The following is a 12729-nucleotide window of genomic DNA, read 5'->3' on the forward strand; positions in this document are numbered from 1 at the left end:
TGGCAACCTTTTTACCAGGAAAAGCACGAAAGTGTGAGCTGACTCATAAAAACGCCACAATCATATGCTGCCACCTTCACTGATTTCAAAACCGACATCCAGCAGCCGATTATCGCTGCTTTCACCGGCAATGCGCGCCAGTAGCAGCGTCGCCGCTTCACGCCCCATGCGGTCACGTGGCGTGAGCACGGTCGCCAGTTGTGGCGTCACCACCTGGCTGATGTCATGGCCGTGGAAACCGGCAATGGCCATCTGCGAGGGCACCTGTAATCCCTGCCGCTGGCACTCAAACATCGCCCCGACTGCCAGATCGTCATTGGTACAGAACAGGCTATCCGTTTCCGGATAAAGACGCTGCGCCTCACGCAGCAGATCGCCACCGGCGCTGAATGAAGAAGCCTCTTCCATCATCACGCTGCGCGGCGTCAGCCCCGCTTCGCGCATGGCGATTTCATAACCCTGCTGCTTCTGCAACGTACGTTCATCAAGGCGTGCGCCGAGGTAGACAGTGTGACGATGGCCTTTACTCACGATAGTCCGCGTCATCTGCCGGGCTGCTTCAACGTTATCAAAGCCGACGGCCATATCCAGGCAGGGTGTGACGCTGTCCATCATCTCTATCACCGGAATACCGGCCACTTCCAGCATGCGCAGTGTACCTGGCGTATGGGTGCGTTCGGTGAGAATCACGCCATCGATGTTCCAGCCCAGCAGCGAGCGCAGTTGCAGCTCCTCTTTTTGCGGGTTGTAACCAAAGTGGGCGACCAGCGTCTGATAGTTCGCTTCGTCGGTGACGGCTTCAATGCCGCGCAACACGTCGGCGAAAACCTGGTTGGTGAGTGACGGCAGCAGCACGCCAATGGCGCGACTGGTGGCGTTAGAAAGCATATCGGGGGCGCGATTGGGGATATAACCCAGCTCATCCAGTGCCACTGCAATCTTGTCCCGCAGGGCAACAGAGACCTGCTCAGGATTACGCAGGTAACGGCTGACGGTCATTTTAGTAATGCCGACGCGATCGGCAACGTCCTGTAATACCGGTCTTTTCTTCTTCATCGTAGCGCCTGGGATCGCTCTGAAAGCTAAAGTACGATGAGTCTATCACTTTTCTGTCACAAAATTGCCAACCGGGCGCGATGATGCGCGCCCGTAATCTGCTTAGACCGGTGGCAGATCAAACAGCAGGACTTCTGCAGCCGTGCTGGCTTCAATCGTCAGCGCGCTTTCGTCCCAGATCGCCAGGGCGTCACTGGTTGTCACCGCGTTACCGTTAACAGTCACATTGCCTTTGACCACCTGAATCCAGATACGACGTCCTGCCTCAACGGCGACATTGTCCTGCTCACCAGCAGCCAGTACCCAGCGCGATAAGGTCATGTCCTGATAAACTTTCAGCGACCCTTCACGGGCATCCGGGCTTAACACCAGCTGACGCCCTGTAACATCCGGGAAGCGGCGCTGATCGTAGCGTGGCTCAATGCCGGTACGCTCAGGAATGATCCAGATCTGATAAAGGTGCAATGGCTCGCTTTCACTGGCGTTGTACTCAGAGTGACGTACACCCGTGCCGGCGCTCATGATCTGGAACTCCCCTGCCGGAATCTGCTCTTTGTTACCCATGCTGTCCTGATGCTCAACGGTACCGGAAAGCACGTAGGTCAGAATTTCCATATCTTTATGAGGATGGGTGCCAAACCCCTGACCACCCTCGATCACATCTTCATTGATGACCCGCAGCGCGGAGAAACCCATGAAGTTCGCATCGTGATAGCTGGCGAAAGAGAAGGTATGCCAGCTATCCAGCCAGCCATGGTTTGCGTGACCGCGTTCTTCAGCTTTGCGTACATAGATCATGTTCAATTCTCCTCAATATTTTTTATAGTGTGTTCCTGAGGCGGTATGATTGATAGCTGAAAAACTTCACTTCTCTGTTCAAATTCGTTGAACAAAATCGGGCTTCTCACTGAAACAGATCGAAGGAAAAGGAGGTGATGCAGGAATAAAAGGTATCAAGGGAAAGCCTGAAATAAAGGTTAATCTGATAAACCTGTAAAATAATGAAAGCCGGATAATCAGCGGTTACTTTATTTTCCGCTTCATCAGCTCAGGCTAATTTACCCTCTGAATCTGACACACACAACGTGATTAACGCATTAAAAATGATACCTTAAAAAATAGAATCAATAAGGTATTACTTTTGATGCCTTAAAACTTTAGCCGTAAATTAAAGAATGTGATCGCCGTAAATAACCCGCCTTCATAAATCCTACTAAAATAGCCGACAAATAAAAACCTTTCGTTTTAAACACCCTCCGATTCATTTTATTTTAAATTATTATCAGGAACCCGATTATGGATGCCGTTCAAAATACGCTGATATCAGATGAAACGCCATGCTGGAGAAGAAGTGATACCGTCTGGATGCTGGGATTATATGGAACTGCAATTGGTGCTGGCGTTTTGTTTTTGCCGATAAATGCAGGCACTGGCGGTTTGCTGCCGTTAATCATTATGGCTGTGCTGGCTTTTCCGATGACATTCTTTGCCCATTGCGGGCTCACCCGTTTTGTTCTTTCCGGCAAGAATCCGGGGGAAAATATTACTGAAGTGGTGGAAGAACATTTTGGTATCGGCGCGGGAAAACTCATCACTCTGCTCTACTTTTTTGCTATTTACCCTATCCTGCTGGTGTATAGCGTTGCGATTACCAACACCGTCGACAGTTTTCTCACCCACCAGCTTCAACTGATATCGCCGCCGCGTGCGGTACTGGCTTTCATTCTTATTGTCGGCATGATGGCTATCGTACGCTTCGGCGAAAAAGCTATCGTGAAGGCGATGAGTATTCTGGTGTTCCCGTTCGTGGCCGCACTGATGCTGCTCGCGCTGTATCTGATTCCACAATGGAACGGCGCTATTCTGGATACGCTCTCGATGAGGGGTTCTGAAACGACCGGTAGCGGATTATGGCTCACACTATGGCTGGCCATTCCCGTCATGGTCTTCTCCTTTAATCATTCTCCCATTATTTCATCATTTGCAGTAGCCAAGCGTCAGGAGTACGGCGATCAGGCGGCGTCAAAATGTTCACGCATTCTGGCCTGTGCTCATATCATGATGGTGCTCACCGTCATGTTTTTCGTTTTCAGTTGTGTGCTGAGTCTCTCTCCGGAACACCTGGCGGAGGCAAAGGCGCAGAACATTTCTATCCTTTCCTACCTCGCTAACCATTTTAACGCGCCGTTAATTGCCTGGATGGCCCCCATCATCGCAATTATCGCCATCACCAAATCGTTTCTCGGCCACTATCTGGGGGCGCGTGAAGGTTTCAATGGCATGGTGATCAAATCGCTTCGCAGCAAAGGCAAGTCGATAGAAATCAATAAACTGAACCGCATCACCGCCCTTTTTATGCTGATCACCACCTGGATTGTCGCCACCCTAAACCCCAGCATTCTCGGCATGATTGAAACCCTGGGCGGACCGGTTATCGCCATGATCCTGTTCCTGATGCCGATGTACGCCATTAATAAAGTCCCGGCGATGCGTAAATATAGCGGTCATTTGAGCAATCTTTTCGTCGTCATCATTGGCCTGATTGCTATCTCCGCCATCGCCTTTTCATTACTTAACTGATGCCGTCGCTTGCCATACTGATCAGCGCCTCTTTCATATTGCAATCCGCATGGGTGAATCATGATTAGCGTTTTCGATATTTTTAAAATCAGCATCGGGCCATCCAGTTCGCATACGGTGGGCCCCATGAAAGCGGGTAAACATTTTGTTGATACGCTAAAGGAAAAAGGCCTGCTGGATAGCGTGAGCCGGCTGGTCGTGGATATTTATGGCTCTCTTTCCCTGACGGGAAAAGGTCACCATACAGATATTGCGATTATTCTCGGCCTGAGTGGTTATCTGCCTGACACGGTAAATATCGATCAGATCCCCGCCATCATTCGCGACGTGAATACGCAGCAACAGTTACGTATCGAAGAAGGGTGCCGGGAGATTGCCTTCCCGGTGGCAGAGTGCATACGCTTTCACAGCGAGTTTTTGCCGTTACATGAAAATGGCATGAGCATAACCGCCTTTTGTGATGGAAAAAGCGTATACACCCAGACCTATTATTCTGTCGGAGGCGGGTTTATTGTCACCGAAGACGATTTTGGTAAAAGCCTGGATAGCGAAATTGATATTCCCTTCCCCTTCTATTCCGCCCGTAACCTGCTGGCACATTGCCATAGTAATAACCTTTCGGTTTCGGCCGTCATGATGAAGAACGAGATAGCACGCCATGGTCGCAGTGAGGTTGAAGAGAACATGGCACAACTGTGGCAAACCATGCGCAATGCGATAACACGTGGCATCAGCACTGAGGGCATCTTACCCGGCCCGCTGAAGGTGCCACGGCGGGCTTCTTCCCTGCATCGCATCCTGGCGCCACAGAGCCAGTCCATCAATCCCCTGAGTGCCATGGATTGGGTGAATATGTTCGCGATGGCAGTGAGCGAAGAGAATGCCGCTGGAGGACGTGTGGTCACCGCACCCACCAATGGTGCATGCGGGATTATCCCGGCGGTACTGGCTTATTATGATCGCTTCATCAAGCCAGTAACGCCTGAACTCTATATGCGCTATTTCCTCACAGCAGGCGCAATCGGCATTCTTTATAAGATGAATGCGTCGATTTCTGGCGCTGAAGTCGGCTGTCAGGGAGAGGTCGGCGTGGCCTGTTCCATGGCGGCGGCGGGTCTGGCTGAACTGCTGGGGGCCGATGCGGAGAAAGTCTGCATCGCGGCTGAAATTGGCATGGAGCATAATCTTGGTCTGACCTGCGATCCCGTTGCGGGTCAGGTCCAGGTGCCCTGTATCGAGCGGAATGCGATTGCTGCCGTCAAAGCCATTAACTCAACCAGTATGGCGATGTACCGCACCAGCGATCCCAAAGTGTCACTGGATAAGATTATCGAAACCATGTTTGAAACCGGCAAAGACATGAACGCCAAATACCGTGAAACCGCCCGCGGCGGTCTGGCGATCAAAGTGGCGATATGTGAATCGTAACGATCTGAAAACCGCTGGCTGTGAGGCTGGCGGTTTCTTCATTGCTCCGGTTTTGCTGAAGATGGGCTTTGAGCAGGATTATTTTGATTCGTTTTCGCGGGGCAGACTGGACCAGACCATACTCCGCATTTCAGAGGAGGTGTACCACTCATTTATCGTTGCGCTGGCAGACTGTTCAGGAACAGCTTCACTATTATTCGCCACCGGTGACTGGCTGCGCTGTTTTTTTCGGATGCGAATACGTGCAGGTGGCGAGTCGGTAAACTGCGCATTAAAGGTTCGCATATGAGAATCGGACAAAATGGACTCCAGCTGATGCAACCGTCCAAGACCCCGTAATATTCCTATTAAGGTGCTCAGCGTAACGGACTCACCTAACTCTGCCCGTTTAATGGTGGCCGTACCAACGCGTGCACGTTCAGCCAGTTCAATCTGAGAGATCCCAAGCTGCATGCGGGTTTCTTTAATTCTGCAGCACAACTCAGCAATTATTGCGCCATCGGAAAGAGTATTAAAACGCATAACAATACCTCATTGCGGGATATACAGTATAAATTATTGAGTAAACCCGCCGGCAAATAAAGAAGATAATTTTAAAATAACAGCACCTGCATCAAAGTAAGTTAATTATTAACAACCTAAGCGATGGAATATAACCTTCAGTCTTTATTTTTATTGAATTATGGCTATGTCTGAAAAGGGGCGAAAAGGGAAACCTGTTCCGCTGTCGGTCAGGCTCATATTATCGGCTTAAAACCAAATGAGGAATGAGCTTACCGCCCCTCTCTGCCAGTCAGTGAGTGGCAGGCAAAAAAAAGCCAGCGGATAAGCTGGCTAAATAATACTGGAAGCAATGTGAGCAATGTCGTGCTTTCTCAGACTGTCGATGACTGCCCGTGAACGCATGACAATAATAATCATTATCATTCGTATCTGTAAAGCTGTTTTCACATTTTTTCGCTTGATTATTGTGGTGAATACCTTGATGTTTAAAGGGTTTTTATCGGCAAAAGGAGAGCACATGAGTGACATCGTTATCCGCCACGTTACGCCAGAAGATGCCGCTGCGCTGCACAGGATTTATGGTCAGCCAGATACCCAGGCCAGCACATTGCATCTGCCTCATGCATCCCTGCAGATGTGGCATACCCGTCTTGCTACGCCACAGCCCAATGCGCATCTGCTGGTCGCCTGTATCGACGAAGAGGTTGTTGGTCAGTGTGCGCTGCACGTAGAAGAGCGAGCAAGACGCCGTCACGCTGCCTCCCTGGGGATGGGCGTGGATGATCGCTACCGGCAGCGCGGCGTCGGCACGGCGCTAATGCGTGAGATGGTCTCGTTGTGCGACAACTGGCTGCAGGTGAGCCGGATGGAGCTGACGGTGTTTGTCGATAATGGCCCGGCCATCGCCCTTTATCAGCGTTTCGGTTTTGAGATTGAGGGAACGGCTAAAGGCTTCGCTATGCGACACGGTGAACTGATCGACGCGCATTATATGGCGCGGGTTAAAGCCTGACGATTGTAAGCATAAAGGGCACCGAAGGTGCCCTTTATGCTGATAAACCTGCCAGGATTCGCTGTCAGTTAGCGCCTGCGCAGGAAACAGGGTCAGATCGGAAAGACGCAAAAGCTGTCATCCATGACACGCTCGGCCCGCGCGATTACGCACCTCATCCCTGAGGTGCGCCCGTAGCCGGGCCAACGCTCTGCGTTGTTCAAAAACGCTCCCGGCGTTTTTGTCCATGCCGCGGGACGCTTTCCTCTTCTGACCCAGTTCCCTGCACATTAAGCTTATTTATTGCTGTCAGATTCACCTGGGTTTAGGTTTGTCAGCAGTCCTGGAAATTAATAACCCGCACTCAAATCATCAATGCTGCGCGGATCAGACGCGCCATACAGCATGCCATCCGGCCCGATCATGATGCTCTGCGTACTGCCCATCGATGGCAGCACCTTCACATGCTGACCTTTGGCTTCCAGCAAACGCAGCGTATCAGGACTGAAGCCCTTCTCCACCCGTAACTGGTCCGGCAGCCACTGATGATGGAAGCGCGGCGCATTAGTGGCTTCCGCCACATTCATCCCGAAATCGATACTATTTACCACCATCTGCAACACCGTAGTGATAATGCGGCTGCCGCCAGGACTGCCGGTGACCAGCCAGGTTTTGCCGCCTTTGGCGACGATGGTCGGTGACATCGATGACAACGGACGCTTCGCCGGTTGCACCGCATTCGCCTCACCGCCCACCAGTCCGTAGACATTTGGCGTGCCTGGCTTGGCAGAGAAGTCATCCATCTCGTTATTCATCAGGATGCCGCTTTTGCCCGCCACAATTCCGCTGCCGAAATAGGTGTTCAGCGTGTAAGTCACCGCAACCGCATTTCCCTGCTTGTCGACCACCGAGAAATGGGTCGTCTGATTGCTTTCATAAGGTTCGAGCTTGCCGGGCTTGATCTCGCTGGAAGGCCGCGCCTTCGCCACATCGATCTGCTGCGCCAGGCTTTTAGCATAGGCTTTACTGGTCAGCGCCTGCCACGGCACCTTCACGAAATCGGGATCGCCGAGATATTCCGAGCGGTCCGCGTAGGCATATTTTTCCGCTTCAGCCATCACCTGCATGGCGTCTGCACTGCCAAAGCCCATCTTCGCCAGATCGAAGTTCTCCAGGATATTCAGAATCTGCACGATATGGATACCACCGGATGAGGGAGGCGGCATTGAGAAGACTTCATAGCCACGGTATGTCCCGCTGACGGGCTTACGCTCGACCGCGCGATAGGCTGCCAGATCAGCTTTGTTGATCAGGCCGCCGTGTTGCGCCATCTCTCCGGCAATCTCATCTGCAATTTCACCTTTGTAAAAGGCATCCGGTCCCTGACGGGCAATCAATTGCAGACTGTGCGCCAGGTTCTTCTGCACCAGCCGGTCACCCTTCTGCCATGGCGTGCCATCCGGTTTATAGAAGATCGCTTTGCTGTTGGGATGGGTAATCAGGACCTCTTTGCCGTAGGTTTTCAGGTCATCCGCCAGCGCGTCATTGACCGGAATACCCTCACGCGCCAGTTTGATCGCCGGCGCCAGCAGAGTGCTCAGCGGCAGGGTGCCATATTTCTGCGCAGCCAGCGCCAGTCCGGCCACCGTGCCCGGCGTACCGGAGGCAAGATGTGATGTCAGCGACAGCTTACTGTCGGCGTTGCCCTGCTTATCCAGGAACATATCGCGCGACGCGTGGCCCGGTGCCATTTCACGGAAATCAATAGCCGTCGCGCGTCCTGATGCGGTGCGCAGCAGCATAAAGCCACCGCCGCCCAGATTGCCTGCCTGCGGATGGGTCACGGCCAGCGCAAAGCCCACAGCGACCGCGGCATCCACTGCATTCCCGCCCTGACGCAGGATCTCCACGCCGACCTGGGTTGCCATCGCATCCACCGACGCCACCATGCCGTGCTGCGCTTTTACCGGATGAAAGGTGTCACTGTCCACGCCGTAAGAGACCGGCGGTGCCTGAGTGGGTGCGGCGTTCGCCCCTGCCACCACGGTGAAACTCATCACCAGCGACCAGCTAAGCTGACGCACTGTTTGCTGCATTTTCATCCTGCCACCATCCCGTATAGTTATTTACATTTTTTTATCATTTCTGCAAGTCTCTACAAATACAGCAAAATAACCGGGGTTAAGTCAAATCAGGAATACATCTGAAAGTAAGGTCTGTGATATCGGGTAAACTTATGGATGCGACCCTGATATCGGGGTGCGCGATTGTGCACCCAAAACCCTGTCGCGTTTACGGAAGGAGGAGTGATGAAAAAGTGGATAATTGTTTTAGCGGCCCTGCTGCCATTCGCCAGCCAGGCGAACACGCTCAACAGCACCAACGATCCCAATAAACCGGGCTATAACCCGAGCCAGCAGCGGATGCAGTCGCAGATGCAGACCGATCAACAGCAGCAGCAGCTGAAGCTGCGCCAGGATCAGCAGCGTCAGACGCAGGATATGCAGCGCAAAATGCAGGAACAGCGGAACAGCGCCCAGCAGCGGGTTATTACCACGCAACCGGGCCAGCAGACTCAAAACCAGAACTAATGAAAATCGGGGCCAATGATGTCGATGCTGTCAGTACAGATGGCATCGACGCCCCATTTCAGCAATTCCCGCGCCCGATCCGGGTTATTCACGGTATAAACCAGAATCTTCAGTCCGGCCGCTTTCAGTTCGGCGACCCGCTCAGCGGTAAGCACCTTGTGATTCAGATGGATCGAGACGCAGGCCAGCGCCGTTGTTTTTGCCTGCCACTCGGGATCCCAGCTGTGCGACAGCAGGCCACGCGGCAGTTGTGGTTCGGCCTGCATTGCCGCTTCCAGCGCCTCAAACGAGAATGAAGAGAGCAACGGCGCGGTCTGTCCCTGCCACAGGATTGCGGCTGCCTGCGCCACCGCACGTCCGGTTTCGGCGTCACTGCCGGTGGTCGGTTTGATTTCGATGTTTGCCATCATCTGATGCTGACGGCAGCGTGCCGCCACCTCATCCAGCCGCGCCAGCTTCTCGCCGGTAAACGCCTTGTCAAACCAGCTGCCTGCATCGAGCTGCGACAGCTTCTCCCAGGGCAACTGACCTGCCACGCCCCAGCCGTTGCTGGTGCGATCCAGTGTGTCGTCATGCAGCAGAAAGATCTGCGCATCCATTGATAATTTGGCATCAAACTCAATCATTTGATGGCCATATTTCGCACCCGTGTCGATGGCTGCCAGGGTATTTTCCGGTGCCAGTTTACCGCCGCCGCGATGAGCGACGATGCGGGGATAAGGCCAGTGTTGTGTGCTCATTCCAGACGCTTTCCATGGGTTGAATCGAAGAAGTGTAACGCATCTGACGGCAGATGCAGCCACAGCGTACTGCCTGGCTGCGGCCGTTCGCTGTGGGCTAAGCGTACCACCAGTGGCGTCTCCCCGATGCGACCATGTGCCAGATTATCGGCACCCAGCATCTCCAGTGTATCGACCCGCAAAGGTACGCCGCCCTGTTCACGACTACTGAGTTGAATATGCTCTGGCCGGATGCCCAACACCACGGGGCGGTTAGCCCATTTCGCTTTTGTGTCGCTGAGCGGCAGCGCGTGTGAGGCATCAAGCTGGAAGCGCGAGCCGTCACTGCTGAACTGTCCTTTCAGCAGGTTCATGGCGGGCGCGCCGATAAACGAAGCCACAAACTGGCTGGCCGGACGTTCATACACTTCGACCGGCGTGCCAAGTTGCTCGACCACGCCTTTGTTCATCACCATCACCCGCTGTGCCAGCGTCATCGCCTCGACCTGATCGTGCGTCACATAGAGACTGGTGGTCTGTAAGCGGCGGTGCAGCTGCTGCAGCTCCAGCCGCATTTGCACCCGCAGGCGGGCATCAAGATTCGACAGCGGCTCATCAAACAGAAACACCGCCGGTTCACGTACGATGGCGCGCCCCATCGCCACACGCTGGCGCTGACCGCCCGAAAGTTCGCGAGGCCGACGCATCAGCAGGTGATCCAGTTCCAGGCTGCGCGCTGCGTCCAGCACCCGCTGGCGAATCTGCTCTTTGCCCATGCCGCGGATTTTCAGGCCATAGGCCATGTTCTCCTCCACCGACATGTGGGGATAAAGCGCGTAATTCTGGAACACCATCGCAATGCCGCGATCTTTTGGCTCTTCCTGAGTGACGCGCCGGTTGTCGATGTAAATATCACCGGAGCTGACGCGCTCCAGTCCGGCTACCATGCGCAGCAGCGTCGATTTACCGCAGCCGGATGGCCCCACCATCACCATAAACTCGCCGTCATTGATGGTGACGTTCAGCGGCTGAATGATCTGATTTTTGCCATCGTAGGACTTGGTTACTGCCTGAAGGGTTACGCCTGCCATCTTATTTCTCACTCTCAACCAGACCGCGCACAAAGGCACGCTGCATGACTAACACCACCACCATCGGCGGGATCAGGGTTAATAACATTGCCGCCATCACTTCATTCCACTGGGTCGGCGATCCACTGGTGGAGATCATGCTTTTGATCCCCGCCACCGCTGTGCCGAGGCTGGCGTCATTGATGATCAGCAGCGGCCAGAGATACTGGTTCCAGCCGTAGATAAAGGTGATGACAAACAGCGCCGCCAGATTGGTTTTCGACAGCGGCAGAACAATGTCGATAAAGAAGCGCATTGCGCTGGCACCGTCGATACGCGCCGCTTCTACCAGCTCATCCGGCAGCGACATAAAGAACTGACGGAACAGGAAAGTCGCGGTCGCCGACGCCATCAGCGGCAGGGTTAATCCGCTGTAGCTGTCGAGCAGATGAAGGTCAGCAATCACCTGCACCGTGGGGAAAATACGCACTTCAACCGGCAACATCAGGGTGATGAAGATCAGCCAGAAAAAGAGCGTGCGCAGCGGAAAGCGAAACCAGACCAGCGCAAACGCCGACAGCATCGACACCGTAATTTTGCCGAAGGTGATGCCCAGCGCCATGATCATGCTGTTGAGCAGCATCAGGCCAAAGGCCGGTCCGCTGCCGTTGACACCCTGCGTCCAGATGCGCGAGATGTTCTCCCACAGGTGCGTGCCAGGCACCAGGGTCATCGGCACCTGATAGACCGCCTCGTTATCCAGCGTCGCCGCCACAAAGGCGACATAGAGCGGAAACAGGATAGTGAGCACGCCCAGCACCAGCACAATGTGGCTGAAGATATCCAGCCCGCGTCGATTCTCAATCATTGGTATTGCACCTTACGTTCAACAAAGCGGAACTGGAGCACCGTCAGCCCGATCACCAGCAACATCAACACCACCGACTGCGCCGCGGAAGAGGAGAGATCCAGACCGGTAAAGCCTTCGCGATAGATTTTGTAGATCAGCGTGGTGGTCGCCTGCACCGGCCCGCCGCCAGTCGCAGCATCAATCACCGGGAAGGTATCGAAGAAGGCGTAGATCAGGTTTACCACCAGCAGGAAGAAGCTGACTGGTGTGATCAGCGGTAGCGAGAGATTGAAGAAGCGACGCACCGGTCCGGCCCCGTCGATGGCAGCAGCTTCCACCAGCGATTTAGGGATAGACTGCAGTGCGGCAAAGAAAAACAGGAAGTTGTAGCTCATCTGCTGCCAGATCGACGCCAGCACCACCAGGAACATCGCCTGACCGCTGTTCTGCGCGTAGTTCCAGTTGTAGCCGACGTGGTTCAGCAGGTAGCTGAACAGGCCCAGACCAGGGTTAAACAGAAACATCCACAGTACCGCAGCCACCACCGGCGCAACGGCGTAAGGCAGCAGCAACAGGGTCTGATAGAGGCGGCGCAGTCGTACCACATAATCCACTAGCGCCGCCAGCAGCAGCGAGAAGACCATGCCAAACACCGTGACCATGCCGCTGAATTTGATGGTGGTCCAGAACGAATCCAGATAGTAAGGATCGGCAAATAGCCGTCTGAAGTTTTCCAGCCCGACAAAGCTGCTGGAGATGCCAAAAGGATCGAGGCTTTGCAGCGAGTACCACAGCGCTTCACCCGCAGGCCAGAGAAAGAAGATGGCGGTAATCAGCAGTTGCGGCAGTACCAGAAGATAGGGCAACAGGCTGGTGCGAAAGACCGGACGGGATGAAGACATGGCATACCTGGCGTCAGAAAGAGCGGGCCAGCCTGAGC

Annotated in this window: 12 protein-coding genes; 4 read left to right on the top strand and 8 right to left on the bottom strand. The window is 53.9% G+C overall.

Features of this window, described 5'->3' with window-relative positions:
- Positions 1 to 60: 60 nt before the first annotated feature.
- Complete coding sequence (gene gntR, locus P2R09_RS15475) at positions 61 to 1056, bottom strand: gluconate operon transcriptional repressor GntR (RefSeq protein WP_275771064.1); 996 nt, start codon at positions 1054 to 1056, stop codon at positions 61 to 63.
- Positions 1057 to 1158: 102 nt separating this feature from the next.
- The gene (locus P2R09_RS15480) at positions 1159 to 1854 is read right to left on the bottom strand and encodes a pirin family protein (protein ID WP_275771065.1); all 696 of its coding nucleotides are present in this window, start codon (positions 1852 to 1854) and stop codon (positions 1159 to 1161) included.
- Positions 1855 to 2352: 498 nt separating this feature from the next.
- Here P2R09_RS15480 and P2R09_RS15485 point away from each other — a divergent pair, with 498 nt between their 5' ends.
- Together P2R09_RS15485 and P2R09_RS15490 are read left to right on the top strand one after the other, a co-directional pair.
- Positions 2353 to 3636, top strand: coding sequence for an HAAAP family serine/threonine permease (locus tag P2R09_RS15485; RefSeq protein ID WP_275771066.1), 1284 nt, complete (start codon positions 2353 to 2355; stop codon positions 3634 to 3636).
- A 60-nt stretch (positions 3637 to 3696) separates the two neighbouring features.
- Entirely contained in the window at positions 3697 to 5064 is a 1368-nt protein-coding gene (locus tag P2R09_RS15490) for an L-serine ammonia-lyase (RefSeq protein ID WP_275771067.1), read from the top strand.
- A 78-nt stretch (positions 5065 to 5142) separates the two neighbouring features.
- Here P2R09_RS15490 and P2R09_RS15495 read toward each other — a convergent pair whose 3' ends face one another.
- On the bottom strand, positions 5143 to 5586 hold the full coding sequence (locus P2R09_RS15495) for a helix-turn-helix transcriptional regulator (protein ID WP_275771068.1): 444 nt from the start codon (positions 5584 to 5586) through the stop codon (positions 5143 to 5145).
- A 499-nt stretch (positions 5587 to 6085) separates the two neighbouring features.
- Between P2R09_RS15495 and P2R09_RS15500 the strand changes: the two genes are divergently transcribed.
- Positions 6086 to 6580, top strand: a complete 495-nt coding sequence (locus P2R09_RS15500) for a GNAT family N-acetyltransferase (RefSeq protein ID WP_275771069.1) — start codon at positions 6086 to 6088, stop codon at positions 6578 to 6580.
- A gap of 329 nt (positions 6581 to 6909) precedes the next feature.
- Here the strand turns inward: P2R09_RS15500 and ggt are convergent, their stop codons facing one another.
- Positions 6910 to 8661: a gamma-glutamyltransferase gene (gene ggt, locus P2R09_RS15505; RefSeq protein ID WP_275771070.1), complete on the bottom strand. Its 1752-nt coding sequence runs from the start codon at positions 8659 to 8661 to the stop codon at positions 6910 to 6912.
- A 207-nt stretch (positions 8662 to 8868) separates the two neighbouring features.
- Between ggt and P2R09_RS15510 the strand changes: the two genes are divergently transcribed.
- A complete protein-coding gene (locus P2R09_RS15510; RefSeq protein ID WP_078805123.1) occupies positions 8869 to 9150 on the top strand; it encodes a DUF2756 domain-containing protein in 282 nt (93 codons plus the stop codon).
- Here the strand turns inward: P2R09_RS15510 and ugpQ are convergent.
- The 4 genes from ugpQ to ugpA are packed head-to-tail and all read right to left on the bottom strand — an operon-like array spanning position 9147 to position 12691.
- On the bottom strand, positions 9147 to 9890 hold the full coding sequence (gene ugpQ, locus P2R09_RS15515; protein WP_003852221.1) for a glycerophosphodiester phosphodiesterase: 744 nt from the start codon (positions 9888 to 9890) through the stop codon (positions 9147 to 9149). The two genes, P2R09_RS15510 and ugpQ, sit on opposite strands and share 4 nt — an antisense overlap.
- The gene (locus P2R09_RS15520; RefSeq protein WP_275771071.1) at positions 9887 to 10960 is read right to left on the bottom strand and encodes a sn-glycerol-3-phosphate import ATP-binding protein UgpC; all 1074 of its coding nucleotides are present in this window, start codon (positions 10958 to 10960) and stop codon (positions 9887 to 9889) included. Before P2R09_RS15520 ends, ugpQ begins: the two co-directional genes overlap by 4 nt.
- 1 nt (position 10961) lies before the next feature.
- Entirely contained in the window at positions 10962 to 11807 is an 846-nt protein-coding gene (gene ugpE / locus P2R09_RS15525) for a sn-glycerol-3-phosphate ABC transporter permease UgpE (RefSeq protein ID WP_275771072.1), read from the bottom strand.
- Positions 11804 to 12691, bottom strand: coding sequence for a sn-glycerol-3-phosphate ABC transporter permease UgpA (gene ugpA / locus P2R09_RS15530; RefSeq protein ID WP_275771073.1), 888 nt, complete (start codon positions 12689 to 12691; stop codon positions 11804 to 11806). The genes ugpE and ugpA overlap by 4 nt, the downstream gene beginning before the upstream one ends.
- Between the last annotated feature and the right edge of the window lie 38 nt (positions 12692 to 12729).

The organism is Pantoea sp. Cr_R13 (genome assembly GCF_029222565.1).
Taxonomy (GTDB): Bacteria; Pseudomonadota; Gammaproteobacteria; order Enterobacterales; family Enterobacteriaceae; genus Pantoea; species Pantoea eucalypti.

Bases quoted from the DNA above. Each gene is read 5' to 3' on its own strand.
- P2R09_RS15500 (WP_275771069.1), top strand. From the start codon at position 6,086: ATGAGTGACATCGTTATCCGCCACGTTACGCCAGAAGATGCCGCTGCG.
- P2R09_RS15480 (WP_275771065.1), bottom strand. From the start codon at position 1,854: ATGATCTATGTACGCAAAGCTGAAGAACGCGGTCACGCAAACCATGGC.
- ugpQ (WP_003852221.1), bottom strand. From the start codon at position 9,890: ATGAGCACACAACACTGGCCTTATCCCCGCATCGTCGCTCATCGCGGC.
- ugpA (WP_275771073.1), bottom strand. From the start codon at position 12,691: ATGTCTTCATCCCGTCCGGTCTTTCGCACCAGCCTGTTGCCCTATCTT.
- ggt (WP_275771070.1), bottom strand. From the start codon at position 8,661: ATGAAAATGCAGCAAACAGTGCGTCAGCTTAGCTGGTCGCTGGTGATG.
- P2R09_RS15490 (WP_275771067.1), top strand. From the start codon at position 3,697: ATGATTAGCGTTTTCGATATTTTTAAAATCAGCATCGGGCCATCCAGT.
- P2R09_RS15510 (WP_078805123.1), top strand. From the start codon at position 8,869: ATGAAAAAGTGGATAATTGTTTTAGCGGCCCTGCTGCCATTCGCCAGC.
- P2R09_RS15485 (WP_275771066.1), top strand. From the start codon at position 2,353: ATGGATGCCGTTCAAAATACGCTGATATCAGATGAAACGCCATGCTGG.
- gntR (WP_275771064.1), bottom strand. From the start codon at position 1,056: ATGAAGAAGAAAAGACCGGTATTACAGGACGTTGCCGATCGCGTCGGC.
- P2R09_RS15520 (WP_275771071.1), bottom strand. From the start codon at position 10,960: ATGGCAGGCGTAACCCTTCAGGCAGTAACCAAGTCCTACGATGGCAAA.
- ugpE (WP_275771072.1), bottom strand. From the start codon at position 11,807: ATGATTGAGAATCGACGCGGGCTGGATATCTTCAGCCACATTGTGCTG.
- P2R09_RS15495 (WP_275771068.1), bottom strand. From the start codon at position 5,586: ATGCGTTTTAATACTCTTTCCGATGGCGCAATAATTGCTGAGTTGTGC.